A 19,073-nucleotide genomic window follows, 5' to 3' on the forward strand; every position below is an offset into this window, starting at 1 on the left:
GGCCAGGACCGATCCCCCGCCGCACGAACGGCTTGATCTGCCAATCGACGATTGGAGCAACGTTGCGGAGAGGACTCTCCAAACTCGCCGTCGTCCTCGTGGCGGTGGCGGCCCTGTGCCCCGCCATGACGGCCCTGTGCCCCCTCACGACGGCCGAGGCGGCCGACACCACCGGAGGGAACGGCATCACCTGGGGTTCGTGCGAGGAGGACCCGGCCATCGAGTGCGGCACGCTGACCGTCCCGGTCGACTGGTCGAAACCGTACGGGGACACAATCGACCTGGCCCTCGCCCGGCGCAGGGCCACCGACCCCTCGGCCAGGATCGGCTCCCTCCTGACCAACCCCGGCGGGCCCGGCGGATCGGGCGTGAACGACGTCCTGCGCGCCCCCGGCTTCAGCGAGGAGATCCGTCGGCGCTTCGACGTCGTCGGCTACGACCCCCGGGGCGTCGCCCGCAGCAACGCGGTGGTCTGCTCGGCGTCGGTGTACAACCGGATGCCGGACCCGATCATGAAGAGCCAGGCCGACTACGACAGGTGGATCGCCTACAACAGGACGCTGCGCGCGGACTGCAGGCAGCGCACCGGCCCCGTGTACGACCACGTCGACTCGGTCAACGTGGCGCGCGACATGGACGCCATCCGCGCCGCCCTCGGGGAGAGCAGGCTCACCTCCTACGGGGTCTCCTACGGCACGCTCGCCCAGCAGATGTACGCCGAGCTCTTCCCGCGGCGGGTCCGGGCCATGGTGCTGGACAGCAACATGGACCACAGTCTCGGTGTCAGGGCGTTCCAGGAGACCGAGGCGGCCGGCGTCGAGGACGCCTTCGACGAGTTCGTCGCCTGGTGCGACCGGGACGCCTCCTGCGCGCTGAACGGACGCGACGTCCGGCAGGTGTGGCAGGGGCTGATCGCCAAGGCCCAGCGCGGGGAGCTCTACTACCCCGGCGTCACCGACCGCCCGCTGAGCGCCCACAACCTCCTCTGGCTCGGTGTGGTGCTCAACGAGGGACCCGCCTGGCAGTCGCTGGCCCAGGTGATCCTCGCCCTGGACGGCGGCCCCGTGCCGTCCGACCTGCCGCCCCCGCCCGGCAACGGGCCCGTGGACGGGGAACTCGCCGAACTGCCGACCGCGATCCTCTGTGAGGACCACGACCTGTCGGTGCGGAGCTACGCCGAGTACGAGCGGCTGCTGCGCGGCGCCAACCGCCTGGCCCCCGACATGCGCTACAACCCGATGCCGATGGGGGACATGCCCATCTGCCAGGGCCATCCCGTCAACAACCCGCAGCACCGGCTCCGGTACACGGGCACCGCGCCGCTGCTGCTCGCCAACTCCCTGCACGACCCCGACACGCCGTACACGTGGTCGGCCAACGCGGCCCGCCAGCTCGGCCCCAGGGCCGTGCTGCTCACCTACGAGGGCTGGGGACACGGCGTCTACGGCATGACCGAGTGCACCACGAAGGCCATGGACGACTACCTGATCTCACTGACCGTGCCGTCGCGGGGCCTGCGCTGCCCGGCGACGGACGACGGTAGGAGCGGGCCGCGGGAGGAGGGTCCGGCGTTCGGGCTCCGTGGTTCCTCCTCCCGCGGCCGGGCCGGGTGCCCGCCCCCGGTGGGCGGGTTCGCTCCGGCAGGGCTTCCCTCCCGGCGCCCCTGGCGGAAGCCCGGGTGAGGACCTCCGCCTCTACCGTCCCGCCGGCGTTCCGGGCTGGGATGGCGGTGAGGACACATGACCGCGGGAGTGACGAGAGGCGGGTGACGACCATGCTGGTCCGGGAGGTGATGACCACGGACGTGGTCACGGTCGGCCCCTCCGATCCGGTACGGCGGGCGGTGCGCGTCCTGTACGGGCACGACGTCACCGCGGCGCCCGTGCTGGACGGCGACGGCCGCCTGGCGGGGGTCGTCAGCGAGATGGACCTGCTGCGCGGTGAGTTCGAGCGCGACCCCCGCTCCAGCGCCAGGATCGTGCTCGGGCACTCGGCGCCCGCGCCGTACACGGTCGCCGACGTCATGACCTCCGAGGTCACGACCGTGACGGAGACGACCGACGTCACCGCGGCGATCGACCTGATGATCTGCAGGCGGGTCAAGAGCCTGCCGGTGACCAGGGGGGATCGGGTGGTCGGCATGCTCAGCCGCCGTGACCTGCTTGCCCTGCTGGCCCGTCCCGACGAGGACATCCGCGCCGACGTACTGGCCGCGCTGCGTGAGCGCTACCCCGCGGGACCGTCCTGGGAGGTCGTGGTGCGTGACGGGATGGTCGAGCTGCGCGGCCGTCACGCCGCGAGCGTGGACGACATCGCCGACCTGCTCGCCCGTACGGTCCCCGGGGTGGTCAGGGTCAGGCACCTGGGCTGATTCGGGTCTTTCGGCCCTGCCGGAACCCGTCTCCCGGCCGGAGACTGGCCCTAAGGGGGGAGCCGACATGGAGGCCTGCGGATGATCACCCCGATGCGGCTGTTCGGCCGGCACCTGACGGGCAAGGCGAACCCGGGTCCCTCGAAGGACCCGCCGCCTCCCGCGACGCCGCCCTCCGGTGGCTGGCGGAGCTGGCTGCTGCCGATCGGCACGCTGATCATCCTGGTCTGGCTGCTGGTCCCGCTGTTGCTCGGGGGGAACCCGCCCGCGCCGTACTCCTACAGCGACCTGCTGACCAGGGTGGACGCCGGGCAGGTCAAGACCGTCTCCATCGACGACCAGGGCGCGGTCACCGGCACCCTGAAGGACGGCACGAGGTTCACCAGCCAGATCCCCACCGCGCCCAACTCCGCCCAGCTGGAGAACCGGCTGCGTGCCAAGGACGTCCAGACCACGGCGACCCAGTCGGGAGGCTCCCTCTGGTCGGCCCTGATCGGATTCCTGCCGCTGCTGCTGCTCATCGGCCTGTTCGCCTGGACGGGCCGGCAGGCGCAGCAGTCCCTCTCCGGAGGCATCGGCGGCATCGGCGGCTTCGGCCGCTCCAAGGCGAAGATCATCGAGGCGGAGCGCCCGACCACCAGGTTCTCCGACGTCGCCGGGTACGACGGCGTCAAGCAGGAGATCAGCGAGATGATCGACTTCCTGCGGGCGCCCGAGCGGTACGCCGCCGCGGGCGCCAAGCCACCCCGGGGCGTGATCATGGTCGGCCCGCCGGGAACCGGCAAGACGCTCATCGCCAGGGCCGTCGCCGGTGAGGCGGAGGTGCCGTTCCTGTCGGTCACCGGCTCGGGGTTCGTGGAGATGTTCGTCGGCGTCGGCGCCTCCCGGGTGCGCGACCTGTTCGACGAGGCGCGCAAGCGCGCTCCCTCGATCGTGTTCATCGACGAGATCGACGCGATCGGGGGCCGCCGGGGCTCGGGGACGGTGACCGGGGGCAACGACGAGCGTGAGCAGACCCTCAACCAGCTGCTCGCGGAGATGGACGGCTTCGACCAGGGCAGCGGGATCGTCGTCCTGGCCGCGACCAACCGGCCGGAGACCCTCGACCCGGCCCTGCTGCGGCCGGGGCGCTTCGACCGTCAGGTGACCGTGCCGTTGCCCAACCAGGCCGAGCGGGCGGCGATCCTGACCGTCCACTCGACGGGCAAACACCTCGCCCCGGACGCCGACCTCGGGGTCGTCGCCCGCGCCACCCCCGGCTTCTCCGGCGCCGACCTGGCCAACCTCGTCAACGAGGCCGCGATCAACGCGGTCAGGGCGGGCCGTACCACCATCACCCCCGGCGACCTCGGCGCGGCGCGTGACCGCGTGCTGCTCGGCCGCAGGGACACCTCCAACGCCCTGCTGCCCCAGGAGCGGCACGCGGTCGCCGTCCACGAGTCGGGGCACGCCCTGCTCGCGGCGCTGTGCGAGCACGCCGACCCGGTCGCCAAGGTGACGATCCTGCCCGCGGGCATGACCCTCGGTGTCACCGAGCAGCTTCCCGAGGCCGAACGGCACCTCTACGGCGAGAGCTACCTGGCCGACCTGCTGGCCGTACGGCTCGGTGGCCGGGCGGCCGAGCTGGTCGTCTTCGGTGAGGGTTCGACCGGCGCGGCCAACGACCTGGCGGGCGCGACCCAGATCGCCACCCGCATGGTGCGCGACTTCGGCCTCTCCCCGGCCCTCGGCCCCGTCGGCTACTCCTCGTCGAGCCCCCAGTATCTGGGTGAGGAGGCCGAGACCCTGGCGCGCAGGCCGTACTCGGAGCGGACCCAGCAGGTCATCGACGAGGAGGTGGCCCGCCTGCTCGCCGAGGCGGAGCGGCGCGCGGTCGGCCTGCTGCGCACCCACCGCGGCGCCCTCGACCGGCTGGCGGCGATCCTGCTCGAACAGGAGACCGTCGACGGCGAGGTCGTCGGAGGCGTGCTGCGCGCGGAGCGCGCGGCGGGCCCGCACGCCCGGGCCTCGTGAACCCCGTCCGGATCCCGCCGCGCCCGGCGGAGGCGAGGCGTCCGGTGCCCTCCCCCGCCTCTCGCCCGGTCAGCTCTTCTTCTGCTGCTGCCGTGTCTGGGACTCGACGGGGATGCGCTTGCCCTCCCGCTCGCGCCCGGCGCGTCTGACGCTGACCTCCAGGATCCCCTTGTCGTAGGTGGCCTTGATGTCGTTCTCGTCGGCTCCCGGCGGCAGGCTGACCGAACGGGTGAAGGAGCCGTAGCTGAACTCCGTCCTGTGCTGGTCGCGGTGCTCGTCGCGCCGTTCCGCGTGTACGGTCAGGACCCCGTTCGACACCGTGATCTCCACGTCCTTGCCCGGGTCGATCCCCGGCAGCTCGGCCCGCAGGACGTAGCGGTCGTCCTTGACGTAGTCCTCGAACTTGATGGGCTGTGCCGCGGGCGGCCGCAGCGCCGCGAAGGGAAGCTCAAGCCAGTCGAACAGCTCCGGAACGAGGCCTCTCTGCTCACGGCGCATCGGTGTGCTCATGGGTTCCTCCCTGTTGTGGGTTCCATCCCCCTCTCTCATTTCCCGACATAGGTGGACATAGCGGCAAAAATCCCTAAAGCAAGGGTCTTTCCGGATTACGGTTCAGTACGGCCAGGCCCAGTCACGCACCTCCGGCAGGTCCTCCCCGTACTCCCGCGTGTGGGCCCGCGCCCGCAGCCGGGTGTCGGCCATCCGCTGGCGCAGCCACGCGGCCCTGACCGCCAGCCCGGGAACCCGGTCGATCACGTCCATCACCAGGTGGTAGCGGTCGATGTCGTTGAGCATCGCCATGTCGAACGGGGTGGTCGTCGTGCCCTCCTCCTTGTAGCCCCGCACGTGCAGCCCGGCGTGGTTGGTACGCCGGTAGGTGAGCCGGTGGATCAGCCAGGGGTAACCGTGGAAGTTGAAGATCACCGGTTTGTCCGGGGTGAACAGCGCGTCGAACTCCGCGTCCGGCATCCCGTGCGGGTGCTCCGACGGCTGCTGCAGGCGCATCAGGTCGACCACGTTGACCACCCGGACCCTCAGCTCGGGCAGGTGCTCGCGCAGCAGCGCCGCCGCGGCCAGCGTCTCCAGGGTCGGCACGTCCCCGGCGCAGGCCAGCACCACGTCCGGCCCGGCCTCGGCGGCCGTGTCCTGCTGGGGCCGGTGCTCGGTGCCCGCCCACTCCAGGATGCCCAGCCCCCTGGTGCAGTGCGCGATCGCCTCGCCCATGGGGAACAGGTCGAGCACCGGCTGTTTGCCCGCCACGACCACGTTCACGTAGTCCCGCGAGCGCAGGCAGTGGTCGGCGACCGACAGCAGCGTGTTGGCGTCCGGCGGCAGGTAGACCCGCACCACCTCGGCCTTCTTGTTCACCACCACGTCGAGGAAGCCCGGGTCCTGGTGGCTGAACCCGTTGTGGTCCTGACGCCACACGTGCGAGGACAGCAGGTAGTTCAGCGACGCGACCGGCGCCCGCCAGCCGATCTTCCTGGACGACTCAAGCCACTTGGCGTGCTGGTTGAACATGGCGTCCACGATGTGGATGAACGCCTCGTAGCAGTTGAAGAGGCCGTGCCTGCCGGTCAGCAGATACCCTTCGAGCCAGCCCTGGCACAGGTGCTCGCTGAGCACCTCCATCACGCGTCCGCCGGGGGCCAGGTGCTCGTCCGTCGGCAGGATCTCGGCCTCCCAGGCCTTGGCCGTGGTCTCGAACACCGCCGACAGCCGGTTGGAGGCCGTCTCGTCCGGCCCGAGCAGCCGGAAGGTCTCCGGGTTGGCGGCGATCACGTCGCGCAGCCACCCGCCGAGCACCCGGGTCGGCTCGGACGACTCGACGGCCGGGGACTTGACCTGCACCGCGTGGTCACGGAAGTCGGGCAGCGTCAGCGGGCGCAGCAGCACACCGCCGTTGGCGTGCGGGCTGGCGCTCATCCGCCGCTCGCCCTCCGGCACGGTGACGGTGATCTCGGCCACCGGACGGCCCAGCTCGTCGAACAGTTCCTCCGGCCGGTAGGAGCGCATCCACTCCTCAAGCATCGCCCGGTGCCCGGCGTCGTCGCGGACCGCGGCCAGCGGCACCTGGTGCGCCCGCCAGGTGCCCTCGACCGGCAGCCCGTCCACGACCGCGGGCCCGGTCCATCCCTTCGGGGAGCGCAGCACGATCATCGGCAGCCTGCCGCCCCGGTCCTCCTTGTAGGCGGCGATCTCGTCGAACACCGTCTCCATGGTCGCGGCCATCAGCTCGTGCATGGCGGCCGGGTCGTCCCCGGAGACCAGGTGCGGGCGGTAGCCGTACCCTTCGAGCAGCTTGACCAGGTCACTCTCGGGAATCCTGGCCAGGACCGTGGGGTTGGCGATCTTGTAGCCGTTCAGGTGCAGGATCGGCAGCACCACCCCGTCGCGGACGGGGTCGGTGAACTTGTTGGAGTGCCAGCTCGCGGCGAGCGGGCCGGTCTCGGCCTCGCCGTCCCCGATCACACAGGCCACCACCAGGTCCGGGTTGTCGAAGGCCGCGCCGTGGGCGTGGGCCAGGCTGTAGCCGAGTTCGCCGCCCTCGTGGATCGAGCCGGGGGTCTCCGGGGCGACGTGGCTGGGGATGCCGCCGGGGAAGGAGAACTGGCGGAACAGCCGCCGCATCCCGGCCTCGTCACGGGTGACGGCCGGGTAGCGCTCGGTGTAGGTGCCCTCAAGCCAGGCGTGCGCCACCGCCGCAGGCCCCCCGTGCCCGGGTCCGGCGATGTAGATCATGTCCTGGTCCCTGCCGGTGATGATCCGGTTGAGGTGGGCGAAGCAGAAGTTCAGGCCGGGGGTCGTGCCCCAGTGCCCAAGCAGCCGGGGTTTGATGTGCTCCGGAGCCAGGGGCTCGGTCAATAGGGGGTTGTCCAGCAGGTAGATCTGCCCGACCGACAGATAGTTCGCCGCCCGCCAGTACATGTCGACTTCCCGCAGCGTGTCCATGTCCATGAGCATTTCCGTCCTTCACGTGGTCGGCCAGGGACCTTGGTCCCCTCTTGCGTCCTCTTCCGTACCGCGCCCCTACCCCGTCATCCGGGTCGTACGGCCCTGGCGGGGAGATCCCCGTGGCCGGACGCACGACGACACCGGGCGGCCTGGGCCGCACACCGGTCAGGAAGGGCTGGAGCGGCTCGTCCGGAGCGCCGACACCACGTCGGTCCGCGCCTCCTCAGGGACCGGGGCTGAGCACCTGCCGGGAGGGCAGCGCGAACTGCATGGTCGTCACGGCGATCAGCCCGCCCTCGGCGTCGCTGATCCGCCCGTTCGCCACCGCCGTCCGGCGGCCCAGCCTGACCACCTCGACGACGACCGTGAGCGGGCCGGGTTCCGCCGCTTCGAGCAGGCTGACGCTGCCGTGCGTCAGCACCCCGGTCAGCACCCTGCCCGCGTAGGCGTTTATCGCCAGGAAGGACGACAGGTCGGCCGCCTTGAAGATCGCCGGGCCGGACAGGGTGCCGCCCGGCCTGCACTCCAGCCCCTCCGGTCCCGCCGTGACGACCACCCGGTGCGGCGAGACCTCGCTCACCCACAGCCCGGAGTCCGGCCAGAACTCCGTGACCAGCCCGCGCACCTCGTCGAGGGAGAGGCGCGGGCTCAGGGGCGCGTGCTCCCCCACCCGTTCCTGTGGCCGTGTCATGCCTGTCCCCCGTCTCTCTCGACGACGTGCCGGACGTGCTGCCAGGGATAGGACGGCAGCGACGCGACGACGCGCGCGCCGGCCGGGGCGGGCCACGGTGCTGGCTCGTCCTCGGCGAGCGGGCGCACGGCCGGATGGTCGAGGCCGTGCGCGAACGCCTCGGCGGCCTCGCACGCCGCCGCCGCCGAGTCCGCGCCGACCCACACCGTGCGGGCGTGGCGTGTCCTGCCGTGGGTCGCGGTGTGGGCGAAGGCCGGGTAGCCGTCCTCGGCGAGCCCCGCCAGGTGCTCGCCGTACCGGCCGGCGAGTTCCCCGAGCGCGGCCGGGGTGCGGGCGGAGATCGTGAACCCGGGCACGGGACCGGTGTCCCGGGCGGGGACCGGGTCGGGGGCGGGCGCCGCGGAGAGCACCGCGTAGGCGTTGGTTCCGCTCATGCCGTACGAGCAGACCGAGGCCCGCGCGCCCGCCTCCGGGCCCCAGGGCAGGGCCCGTCCCGGGACGACCACGCCTGTCCCCGTCAGGTCGATGCGCGGGTTGAGCGTCTCGAAGCCCGCCTGCGGGGGGATCAACCGGTTCTCCAGGCACAGGACGGCCTTGACCAGTCCCATCACCCCGGCTGCGGACTCGGTGTGGCCGAGGTTGGCCTTGACCGAGCCGACGTGGAGAACGCCTCCGCCGGTGCGCAGCGCGGTGGTCACGGCCCGCATCTCGACCGGGTCGCCGAGCTGGGTCCCGGTGCCGTGCGCCTCGTGGTAGCCGATGTCCGCGCCGGTCAGGCCGATCCTGGCCAGCAGCGACCCGATGAGCCTGGCCTGGGAGTCGCCGTTGGGGGCGGTGAAGGTGGCCGAGCGGCCGTCCTGGTTGATCGCGCTGCCGTCGATCACCGCGTGGACGCGGTCACGGTCGCGGAGCGCGTCGTCCAGCCGTTTGAGGACGACCGCCCCGCACGCCTCACCGCGCACGAACCCGTTCGCGGCGGCGTCGAACGGCCGGGAGACGCCGTCCGGGGACAGCGCCCCGGTCCTGCCGACCTCCCGGGTCGTGCGGGGGGACAGGACCAGGTTGACCCCGGCGGCGACGGCCAGGTCGCAGTCGCCCGCGGTGAGGGCCCGGCAGGCGGTGTGGATCGCGACGAGGGAGGAGGAGCAGGCGGTGTCCATGGCGACGGCGGGGCCGCCCAGGCCCAGCGTGTGCGCGATCCGCCCGGCGGAGAAGCTGTGGCCGTTGCCGACCGTCCAGTACGAGTTGGGCTCCCCGGACAGCCAGTGCCGGTAGTCCTGGCCGGTTATGCCCACGAACACACCGGTCGCCTCCGCCCCGGCGCCCGGCGGTGTGCCCGCGTCCTCGAACGCCTCCCAGACGACTTCGAGCAGCAGCCTGTGCTGGGGGTCCACCGTGCGGGCCTCACGCGGCGACATGCCGAAGAACCGTGCGTCGAAATCGAAGGGATTGTCCAGGTAACCGCCTCGGGTCACCACGTCATCCCATTCGGCACCGAAGGCCTCACGACGGTCGGCCGGTAAGTCACCGGTCAGGTCGCGGGCCCGGACAATGGCGTCCCAATATGACGCGGTGTCCGTCACGCCGCCCGGCGCGCGTATTCCGATCCCGATGACGGCGACACGTCCTGAGGGCGTATTCTCCGTTTCCCGGCCCGATAAGGCGGACGCCACCTTTAAATCACCCGGCGAAGCCAGTTGCGGGTGTCGGGGGCCAGGCCGTACTGAATGTTCAGAATGTGATTCCTCATACTTGTCGTCACTTCCCCGGGAACGCCGCCGCCGACGGTCTGCTCGTATTCTCTTCCCTTGAATCCGAGAATCGGGTTGATGACCGCGGCGGTTCCCGAGGCGAACATCTCGGTGATCGCCCCGCTCGCGCAGCCCTCACGCAGCTCGGCCAGGCCGACCTGCCGCTGCGCCGGCTTCAGGCCGTGCTCGTCGGCCAGTTCGAGCACGCTGTCCCTGGTGACGCCGTCGAGGATCGTGCCCAGGCCCGGCGTGACCAGCTCGCCGTCCGCGGTGACCAGGAAGAGGTTCATCGTGCCCGACTCCTCCAGGTAGCGCTCCTCGTCGTCGCTGAGGTAGAGCACCTGGTCGCAGCCCTGCTCCTGGGCCTCGACCTGGGCGGCGAGGCTGGAGGCGTAGTTGCCGCCGCACTTGGCGGCGCCGGTGCCGCCCTTGCCCGCCCGCGCGTAGTTCTCGCTGACCCACAGCTTGACGCCGCTGAGACCGGAGGAGAAGTAGGAGGCCGCGGGGCAGGCGATGACGCCGTAGGTGACGTGCGCGGCCGGGCGCACCCCGAGGAAGGCCTCGGAGCCGAACATGAACGGCCGGAGGTACAGGCTCCGCCCGCCCTCGTACGGCGGCACCCACGCCTCGTCCGCGCGCACCAGCGCCTCGACGCTGGCGACGAAGAGCTCCTCGGACAGCACGGGCAGGGCCAGCCTCCTGGCCGAGTTCACGAAACGGCGCGCGTTCAGGTCGGGCCGGAAGAGCCAGATGCTCCCGTCGTCGTGCCTGAATGCCTTGAGGCCCTCGAAAATCTCCTGGGCGTAATGCAGGACGGCCGCGCCGGGGTGCATTGGAATTGGTTCGAGAGCGGTTACCCGAAAGTCATGCCAGCCGGTCTCCTGCGTCCACGTCGCGGAGGCCATGTGGTCGGTGAAGAAACGACCGAAACCCGGAGCAGCGAGGATTTCCTCCCGTTCGGCCGCGGGAAGGGGATGTGTTGTGCGAAGGAGCTGGAAACCATCGTTCATGAATGCCTCCTGTCGGGTGTCGACTTATTCTAGGCCGCTGAACACGGCCACGCAGTTCTGCCCCCCGAACCCGAAGGCGTTGGTGGCCGCGACGCGGACCGGTGTCCGCCGCGCGGCGCCTGGCACGTAGTCGAGGTCGCAGGCGGGGTCGGGCACCTCCAGGTTGATGGTCGGCGGCACGACCCCGTCGCGGATCGCCATCGCGCACACCATCGCCCCCAGGGAGCCCGCCGCCCCGATGAGGTGGCCGACCATCGACTTGGGGGCGCTGACGGCGACCCGGTCCGCGGCCGAGCCGAGCGCCGTGCGGATGGCCCTGGTCTCGGTCGCGTCGTTGGCTGCGGTCGAGGTGCCGTGCGCGCAGACGTAGTCGAGGTCCCCCGGCTGGACCCCCGCGCGCCGCAGCGCCTGGCCGATCGCCTCCGCCGCGTGCCCGCCGTACGGGTCGGGCGCGCTGATGTGGAAGGCGTCGCAGGTCAGCGCCCCGCCCGCGACGGCGGCGTACGGTGTGACCCCACGTCCTGCGGCGTGCTCGGCCGACTCGACGACCATGATCACCGCCCCCTCCCCGAACACGAACCCGTCCCGGTCCGCGGAGAAGGGCCTGCTGGCGCCCCGGGGGTCGTCGTTGCGCTCCGACATCGCGCCCATGCCGACCAGGCCCGCGAACATCACCGGGGTGATCGCGGCGTCCGTCCCCCCGCAGACGACCGCGTCCGCCTCACCGGAGAGGATGAGCCGCCGCGCGTCGAGCAGGGCGTACAGGCCGCTGGCGCAGGCCAGCGCGCTGGCGTTGACCGGGCCGTGCGCGCCGAGGTCGATGGCCGTCTCGCAGGCGGGCATGTTCGTCAGCGAGGACGGGACGAAGTAGCTGTTGGGCGTGACCGGCGAGGGGGACAGCAACCCCCTGGTCGCCGTCTCGACCGTGTCGAACCCGGCGACGGCGGCGTTGACCACCACCCCGACCCTGGCGGCGTTGTCCCGGCCGATCTCCAGTTTCGCGTCGGCGACGGCCTCGCGCGCCGCGGCGACCGCGAACTGGGAGAAGCGGGCCGAGCGGCGGACCCGTTTGGCGTCGAGGTAGGCGGCCGGGTCGAAGCCCTTGACCTCCGCCGCGATCCTGGTCGGCAGCCCGCTCGCGTCGAACGCGGTGACGGGGCCGACGCCGGAACGCCCGGCCAGCAGGTTGCGCCAGGTCTCCTCCCTGCCGATCCCGACCGGGGTGACCGCGCCGATCCCGGTTATCACCACCTCGTGCCCGTTACCCATTGACAGTCCCTCCACGGTTTCCCGGACCGGCGGGCTCAAGCGCGCCCGGCCCCCGCTCGTCGAACTCGGCCGCGGCGGCGAACCCCTCGGCGAAGGCCCGCACCGCGTCGAGCCCTTCGGCGTCCCTCGCCCCGCCGGCGAGGCGGTGCCACACCCCGGCGTCCCCGGCGAGCGCGGGGACCGCCCGGTCGGTGACCTGGCCTGCGGCGACGACGACCGTCTCGGCCTCGACGAGCCGTTCGGCGCCGTCCGGCCCGGCGATCCACACCCCGGCCGGGGTGATCCGCAGGCAGGCCGTCTCACGCAGGACGCGCACGCCCTGTTCGCGCAGCTCCGCCAGCACCGCCCACCGGGTCGACCTGCCGGTGCGCCCGGCGGTGCGGGCGCCGCGCTGCACGAGGGTGACCTCGGTCCGCGCGGTGACCGGCACGGGACCGGCGGCCAGGCCGTGGCGGCGCAGGAAGCGCTCGTCCTCCCCCAGCGGGCCGTGACCTCTGCTGAGGAGGTGGGCCAGGTCGGCGGCGACGCCGCCACCGCCGACGATCGCCACCCGCCCCTCCAGGCCCTCCCGGGCATGGCGGGCGAACGCCTCGGGGTAGGTGAGCACGTTCGGCAGGTCGGCGCCGGGGACGTCCACCCGGCGGGGGCGGGTGCCGCTGGCGACGATCACACCGTCGTGGGAGCGCAGCAGGCCGAGGTCGGCGGCCCCGATCGCGCGGCCGAGGTGGACGCGGACGCCGAGCCGGGCCAGTTCCGCGGCGAAGTAGGCGATCGTCCCGCCGTAGTCGGCCTTGCCCGGCACCTGGCGCGCCATGCGGAACTGGCCGCCGAGGGCCTCGGCCGCCTCGTAGAGCTCGACCCGGTGCCCGGCCAGCGCCGCCCTCCTGGCGGCCTGCAGCCCGGCGGGCCCGCCGCCGACGACCGCGACGGTGCGGGGCCGTACCGGGCGGACGGACCACCGGGGGACGGACTCCCGGCCCGCCCTGGGGTTGACCATGCACGACACCTCGCGCTCGGTCAGCGAGTGGTCGACGCACGCCTGGTTGCAGGCCAGGCAGACGTTCACCGGCCGGCCCCGCCGCGCGGCGGAGACCAGGCCGGCGTCGGCGAGGAAGGGGCGGGCCATGGAGACCAGATCGATCGGGGTCCCCGCGAGGATCGCCTCGGCGGTCTCCAGGCGGTTCACCCGGTTGCCCGCGATGACCGGAAGGTCGCCGACGACCTCCTTCACCCGGACGGCGAACGGTGTCCACACCCCGGGCGGCACGACGGCCTGCACGCTGGGCACCGGGGACTCGTGCCAGCCGACGCCGACGTTGAGCGCGTCCGCCCCGGCCGCGGCGAGCGCCCTGGCGAAGGCCAGGACGTCCTCCTGCGGGGTGCCGCCGTCCATCAGGTCGATCCCGGTGAAACGGACGACGACCGGGAAGTCCTCCCCCACGGCCGTGCGGACCGCCCGGGTGACCTCGGCGCCGAAACGCCCGCGCCGTACGGCGTCGCCGCCCCACTCGTCGTCGCGGAGGTTGGTCAGCGGCGAGAGGAACTGGTCGACCAGGTATCCCTCGGACCCCATCACCTCGACGGCGTCGAACCCGAGGTCACGCGCGAGGGCGGCGCCGCGTGCGAAGTCCTCGACGGTCCCGCGGACCCGCTGCGGGGTCATGGCGTACGGCTCGCGCCCCGAGAAGCGGCTGTGCACGGCGGACGGCGCGACCGGCGGCGGCCCGGAGGGCGCGGGCCGCGCGTAACGGCCCGCGTGGAACAGCTGCAGCGCGATCAGCCCGCCCTCCCGGTGCACCCGCCGGGTGACCCGCCGCAGCCGGGCGTGGAAGGCGGCGTCGCCGAGCACGCCGTACCCGGGGCCTCCCGCGCCCTCGGCGCTCACCGCCGCGCCGCCGGTGACCATCAGCCCGGCGCCGCCCCTGGCCCGTTCGGCGTAGAACGCGGCCAGCGCGGCGCCGTCGTCGTCGCGCGCCTCGAAGCCGAGGTGCATCGCGCCCATGACGACGCGGTGCGGGAGTTCGAGCCGCCCGATCCGCCCCGGGGACAGGACGTGCCGCAGGTCAGTCATCCCAGGCCAGCGGGGGTGTCAGGTCCTCGTGGAAGGGCGGCGCGATCACCGAAAGGCCGCCGTCGACCACGAGGGTCTGCCCGGTGACGTACTCGGAGGCGGGCGAGAGCAGGAACGCGACGCAGTCGGCGACCTCCCGCGCGGTTCCCATCCGCGCCTTGGGGATCTTGGACAGCACTCCGGGCAGCGGCGCCATGCCGGGGATGTTGTAGAAGTACTCCGAGGAGTCGGACTCGATGATGCCGCCGTTGACCGCGTTGACGTTGACGCCCTTCGGCGCGAACTCCACCGCCATGTAGCGCACCCACGCCTCGATCGCCGCCTTGGCCGCGCCGAGGTTGGCGTAGGTCGGGTAGGCGCGGATGCTGCCGTAGCTGGACAGCGCGACGATCCGCCCGCCGCCGGTCATCAGCCGTACGGCGTGCTGCGCGCCGAGCACGAAGGAGCGCACGTTCATCGCGTAGGAGCGGTCGAGGTGGTGCTGCCTGAGGTCGGCGATGTTCTTGAACGCGCTGGCCGCCGCGTTGCACACGAAGTGGTCCAGCCTGCCGAAGGTCTCGCCGACCGTGCCGAAGAGCCTGTCGATCTCCTCCGGCTGCTCGACGTCGGCCCGCACGGCCAGCGCCCTGCCGCCCGCCTGCTCGATCTCCTTGCAGGTCTGCTCGGCCAGGGCGGTGTTCTTCTTGTAGTTGACCACGACGGTCGCGCCGCCTGCGGCGAGCGTGAGCGCCAGGGCCCGCCCGATGCCGCGCGAGCTTCCCGTGATCACGACGATCTTGTCCTGATAGATGCTCAATTTCCCGCCCTCAGTACGTCCCTGGCGATCACGGTCTTCTGGATCTCGTTGGTGCCCTCCTCGAACCGCTGGGCCCGGGCGTCCCGGTAGACCCGTTCGATGGGACTCGACTCCCAGTACCCGATGCCGCCGTGCACCTGCAGCGCCTTGTCGGTGACCCTGGTCAGCATGTCGACCGCGGTGAGCTTGGCCATCGACGACAGCGTGCCCGCCCGTTCGTCGCCGTCCTCCCACCGGCGGGCCGCGTACAGGGTGAGCTGGCGGGCCGCCTCGATGTCGGCGGCGTTCTCGGCGAGGGCGAACGCGATCGCCTGCCGGGCGGCGAGGGGCTTGCCGAAGGTGTGGCGTTCCCGCGCGTGCTCGGCCGCCAGTTCCTGCGCCCTCCTCGCCAGCCCGACGCAGGTCGTCGCGACCGCGATCCTGCTGGGGGTGAGGAATCCGCCGAGCGCGACCTCCAGCCCCTGGCCCTCCTCGCCGAGCCGGTTGGCGACCGGGACCGGCGTGCGGTCGAAGGTCAGCCTGGCGTGGTCGGTGCCGCGCACGCCCATGGTGTCCGGCATGGCCTCGACCGTCACGCCCGGCGCCCCGCGCTCGACCAGCAGCGCGACCGTGCCCTCCTTGCCCGCGGTGCCCTCAAGGCGCGCGAACAGCAGCCAGTAGTCGCAGCTCACCCCGAAGGTGATCAGGTGCTTCCTGCCGGACAGGAAGTAGGTGTCCCCCTGCCTGGTCACGCTGGCGCGCAGGTCCGCGCCGGTTCCCGCGTCCGGTTCGGTCAGTGTGAAGGCGACCCTGATGTCCCCGGCGATCTGCGGCAGCACGAACTCCTTGCGCTGCTCGTCGGTGGCGAAACGGTCCATGGACCGCCACACCCCGTTGCACACGTGCACGATCATCCGCACCGAGGCGTGCGACATGGAGATCAGTTCGAGGACCTCCAGGTAGCGGGAGAAGGGGACGCCGTGCCCGCCGTACTCCACCGGCGCGGCCAGGCGCAGGAAGCCGCGTTCGCGCAGGTCCTCCCAGAGCCGCGCGGGGACGGCGCGGGTCCGTTCGATCTCGGCCGCGTACTCCTCGCCCGGGCCGCGGACGAACGCCTCGGCCTCCCTGAGCAACGCCGGGAAGGCGCTCTCACCGCTCCACATCACCCATGCACCTCACTGTCGACACCGTCAAGCTGTCTCGCCCGTTCGCGCAGCAGGAACTTCTGCACCTTGCCCGCGGGGTTGCGGGGCAGTTCCCCGACGAGCTCAAGGCGTTCCGGCCAGTACTGCTTGGCCACCCGGCGTTCGTCGAGGAAGCGCCGCATCTCGCCGAGGTCCATCTCGCCGGTCGCCACGACGTAGGCGCAGGCCCGTTCGCCGAGCCGTTCGTCGGGCATCGCGACGATCGCCACGTCGCCGATCGCCGGGTGGGTGTGCAGCAGCTGCTCGATCTCGGCGACGGGCACCTTCTCCCCGCCCCGGTTGATCACGTCCTTGACCCGCCCGGTGATCCGGACGAACCCGGCCTCGTCGATCACGGCGAGGTCGCCGCTGCGGTACCACCCGTCGGGGGTCATGGCCTGCGCGGTCTGCTCCGGCTGGTCGAGGTAGCCCTCGAACAGGCATTTGCCGCTGACCTCGAAGTTGCCCTCCTGGCCGGGGCCGAGGACCCGGCCAGCGTCGTCGGTGACCCGGACGCGCACCCCGGTCAGGGCCCGTCCGTCGGTCCCCCACACCAGGGCCTCCTCGTCGCCGGGCGCCGACAGGGTGCCCAGGCCGGTCTCGGTCGTGCCCCACGCGCCGCACACCGCGGCGCCCAGCGTCCGGGTGGCCCGTTCCGCCAGCGCGCGCGGGACCGCGGCGCCGGTCGCCACGAAGATCCGCAGCGCCTCCGGGCGTCGTCCGGTCTCCTCGACCGCGCCCAGCAGGTCGCCGAGGAACGGGGTCGCCGCCTGGGTGAAGGTGCACTCCCAGCGGCGCAGCGCGTCCAGCGCGGCCCGGCCGTCCCAGACGGGTTGCAGGACCTGCGGGACGCCCAGCGCCATCGCCAGCCACATGCCGTAGAGGAACCCGGTCTGGTGGGCCAGCGGGGAGGGGACGAAGACCCGGTCCCGCCGGGTGAGGCCAAGGTGCCTGACCTCCATCATGGCGGCCCTGGTCAGCGCGTCCATCCGGTGCAGCACCCCCTTGGGCGTGCCGGAGGTGCCCGAGGTGAACAGCAGCTGGGCCAGCACGGTCGGCGCGGGCCCGCGCGCGTCGATCACGGCGCGGCCGGGGGAACGCCCGGCCGTCGCCTCCTCCCAGCGGTGCCACGCGGTCGTGCCCGTGCCGTACGGCAGGGGCCCCTCGCCACCGGCCACCACGACGTGGTCGAGCCGTGGCGCGCCCGGCAGCGCGAGCAGCCCGGCGATCTCGGCGGCGTGGTCACGCCCCCGGAACCGCTCCGCGACGACGAGGACCCTCGCCCGGGAGGCACCCAGCATGAAGGACATCTCCCGCTCACGGAAGATCGGCATGAGCGGGCAGCACAGCGCCCCGACGCGGGCCGTCGCCAGGGCCAGGACGGGGAACTCCGCCCAGTTCGGCAGCTGCCAGGCGACCGGCTCGCCCGGTTCGACGCCGAGGTCGAGCAGCAGTGCGGCGGCGGCGTCGGCGCGCTCGTCGAGCTCCCGCCAGGTGAGGACGCGCTCCCCGCGGCCCTCCGAGGCGGTCTCGACCACGGCGACGTCGTCCGGTCGCTCCCCCGCCCTGCGGCGCACGAGCGCGCCGACGGTCGTGGCGGCCGTCCTGCCGGGATCGACCCGCGGAGTCCGTGTCTCCTGTGTCCCCTGTGTCGCCCGGGGCCCCCGTTCCGGGGCCTGCACCGTCATGGACATGCCGACCGTGTTCATCTCGTTGAGGAAGCGCGGGTAGGAGATCCGGTAGGCGTTGGGGTAGGTCAGCCTGCTCTCCCCGTCGGCCCTCGACGCGGCCACCGCCAGCGCCATCAGCACCCGGTGGTCGTTGAAGGAGGACAGGTCGGCCGCGGCGAGGCTCTCCACCCCGTGGCAGACCAGCCGTTCGCCGCGCAGCCCGAGCCGTGCCCCCATCCGGTTGAGCTGCAGCATCGCGGTCACCCGGTCGGACTCCTTGAGCCGCACGTGGGCCACGTTCTCCAGCACCGAGGTGCCCTCGGCGTGGCAGGCGAGGGCGCTCAGCACCGGCAGCGCGTCCGGGACCGTACGGCAGTCGACCGTGACGGGGGCAAGGCGCAGCCCGTCGTGACGCACCCGCACGAACCCGCTGTCCGGGTCGCGGAGCAACGGCACCCCCATGCGGGTGAGGATGTCCAGCAGGTCCGCCTCCGGGTGGTCGGTCTCCGCGGCGCTCGTCGTGCGCAGACCGCGCAGCAGCACGTCCGACGGGTGCAGCGCGGTGGCCGCGATCCCAAAGGCGGCCGAGCCGATGTCCGGCGGCAGGGTGACCGTCGCGGGACGCGCCCGCTGGCCCGGTTCGACGGCGAAGGCGCGGCCGTCGTCGCCGACCTCGACGGTCAGGCCGAAGGTCCGCATCATCGACACGGTCAGGTCCACGTAGGAGCGTTCGTTGAACGGCCCGGTGACCTCGATGAGGCTGGGGCCCGTCGCGAAGGGCGCCAGGAGCAGCAGGCCGGAGATCCACTGCGACAGCGTGCCCGGCACGCTCACCCGCCCTCCCGAGGGGCGGTGCGGCAGGACCGAGATGGGCGGGCAGCCCGTCGGCGCCTCGACGGTCACGCCGAGTGCGGCGAGCGCGGCGAGCAGCGGCCTGATCGGCCTGCGCCGGAAGTAGCGCTGCCCGGTGATCGTGACGGGCGCCTCGGCCAGGCAGGCCAGCGGGGTCAGGAAGTACAGGGTGGTGCCCGAACTGCCGACCGAGACCACGCCGTCCCTCGGCCGGTACGGCCCGCCCTCGACGACGAAGGTGTCCCCCTCCACCCTGATGGACGTGCCGAGGCTCCGCAGCGCGGCGACGGTGTGCCGGACGTGCCCGGCGTCGGTCAGGCCGTGGATGCGGCTGGTCCCCGGCGCCAGGGAGGCCAGGATGAGGGCGCGGTGCGCGTGGTATTTCGAGACCGGGATGTCCAGCTCCCCGGCGAGCGGTCCGGCCGTTCCCTTGACGAGGAGACGCATGCCGACCTCCTTCA

The 19,073-nt window shown here is 72.5% G+C and carries 13 protein-coding genes; 3 read left to right on the forward strand and 10 right to left on the reverse strand.

Annotation, left to right across the window (positions count from 1 at the left end; all coding sequences use genetic code 11):
• Nucleotides 1-62 precede the first annotated feature (62 nt).
• From ACFOYY_RS12695 to ftsH, 3 genes are all read left to right on the forward strand, one after another.
• A complete protein-coding gene (locus tag ACFOYY_RS12695; RefSeq protein WP_386189884.1) occupies nucleotides 63-1,682 on the forward strand; it encodes an alpha/beta fold hydrolase in 1,620 nt (539 codons plus the stop codon).
• 92 nt (nucleotides 1,683-1,774) lie between these two features.
• Nucleotides 1,775-2,371 carry a CBS domain-containing protein gene (locus ACFOYY_RS12700; protein ID WP_352009467.1) on the forward strand — a complete coding sequence of 199 codons (597 nt, stop codon included), beginning with the start codon at nucleotides 1,775-1,777 and terminating at the stop codon, nucleotides 2,369-2,371.
• A gap of 81 nt (nucleotides 2,372-2,452) precedes the next feature.
• A complete protein-coding gene (ftsH, locus tag ACFOYY_RS12705; RefSeq protein WP_362916844.1) occupies nucleotides 2,453-4,384 on the forward strand; it encodes an ATP-dependent zinc metalloprotease FtsH in 1,932 nt (643 codons plus the stop codon).
• Nucleotides 4,385-4,453: 69 nt separating this feature from the next.
• Here the strand turns inward: ftsH and ACFOYY_RS12710 are convergent, their stop codons facing one another.
• The 10 genes from ACFOYY_RS12710 to aroA all read right to left on the reverse strand — a co-directional run bounded on the left by ACFOYY_RS12710 (nucleotide 4,454) and on the right by aroA (nucleotide 19,059).
• Complete coding sequence (locus tag ACFOYY_RS12710; RefSeq protein WP_352009188.1) at nucleotides 4,454-4,894, reverse strand: Hsp20/alpha crystallin family protein; 441 nt, start codon at nucleotides 4,892-4,894, stop codon at nucleotides 4,454-4,456.
• A 102-nt stretch (nucleotides 4,895-4,996) separates the two neighbouring features.
• Nucleotides 4,997-7,348 (reverse strand): phosphoketolase family protein, encoded by a 2,352-nt coding sequence (locus ACFOYY_RS12715; protein ID WP_386189885.1) that lies wholly within the window; start codon nucleotides 7,346-7,348, stop codon nucleotides 4,997-4,999.
• A 214-nt stretch (nucleotides 7,349-7,562) separates the two neighbouring features.
• Nucleotides 7,563-8,030 (reverse strand): PaaI family thioesterase, encoded by a 468-nt coding sequence (locus tag ACFOYY_RS12720; protein ID WP_386189886.1) that lies wholly within the window; start codon nucleotides 8,028-8,030, stop codon nucleotides 7,563-7,565.
• Nucleotides 8,027-9,703: a beta-ketoacyl [acyl carrier protein] synthase domain-containing protein gene (locus ACFOYY_RS12725; RefSeq protein ID WP_386189887.1), complete on the reverse strand. Its 1,677-nt coding sequence runs from the start codon at nucleotides 9,701-9,703 to the stop codon at nucleotides 8,027-8,029. The genes ACFOYY_RS12720 and ACFOYY_RS12725 overlap by 4 nt, the downstream gene beginning before the upstream one ends.
• A gap of 2 nt (nucleotides 9,704-9,705) precedes the next feature.
• Nucleotides 9,706-10,791: a branched-chain amino acid aminotransferase gene (locus ACFOYY_RS12730; protein ID WP_386189888.1), complete on the reverse strand. Its 1,086-nt coding sequence runs from the start codon at nucleotides 10,789-10,791 to the stop codon at nucleotides 9,706-9,708.
• A gap of 24 nt (nucleotides 10,792-10,815) precedes the next feature.
• Nucleotides 10,816-12,060 carry a beta-ketoacyl-[acyl-carrier-protein] synthase family protein gene (locus ACFOYY_RS12735; protein WP_362771707.1) on the reverse strand — a complete coding sequence of 415 codons (1,245 nt, stop codon included), beginning with the start codon at nucleotides 12,058-12,060 and terminating at the stop codon, nucleotides 10,816-10,818.
• Nucleotides 12,053-14,131, reverse strand: coding sequence for an oxidoreductase (locus ACFOYY_RS12740; protein ID WP_386189889.1), 2,079 nt, complete (start codon nucleotides 14,129-14,131; stop codon nucleotides 12,053-12,055). Before ACFOYY_RS12740 ends, ACFOYY_RS12735 begins: the two co-directional genes overlap by 8 nt.
• Entirely contained in the window at nucleotides 14,124-14,927 is an 804-nt protein-coding gene (locus ACFOYY_RS12745; RefSeq protein WP_362771703.1) for an SDR family oxidoreductase, read from the reverse strand. Before ACFOYY_RS12745 ends, ACFOYY_RS12740 begins: the two co-directional genes overlap by 8 nt.
• A complete protein-coding gene (locus ACFOYY_RS12750) occupies nucleotides 14,924-16,069 on the reverse strand; it encodes an acyl-CoA dehydrogenase family protein (protein ID WP_386189890.1) in 1,146 nt (381 codons plus the stop codon). The genes ACFOYY_RS12745 and ACFOYY_RS12750 overlap by 4 nt, the downstream gene beginning before the upstream one ends.
• Nucleotides 16,069-19,059 (reverse strand): 3-phosphoshikimate 1-carboxyvinyltransferase, encoded by a 2,991-nt coding sequence (gene aroA / locus ACFOYY_RS12755; RefSeq protein WP_386189891.1) that lies wholly within the window; start codon nucleotides 19,057-19,059, stop codon nucleotides 16,069-16,071. Before aroA ends, ACFOYY_RS12750 begins: the two co-directional genes overlap by 1 nt.
• Between the last annotated feature and the right edge of the window lie 14 nt (nucleotides 19,060-19,073).

Origin of the sequence: Streptosporangium jomthongense, from assembly GCF_042650425.1 — a bacterium.
Lineage (GTDB): Bacteria > Actinomycetota > Actinomycetes > Streptosporangiales > Streptosporangiaceae > Streptosporangium.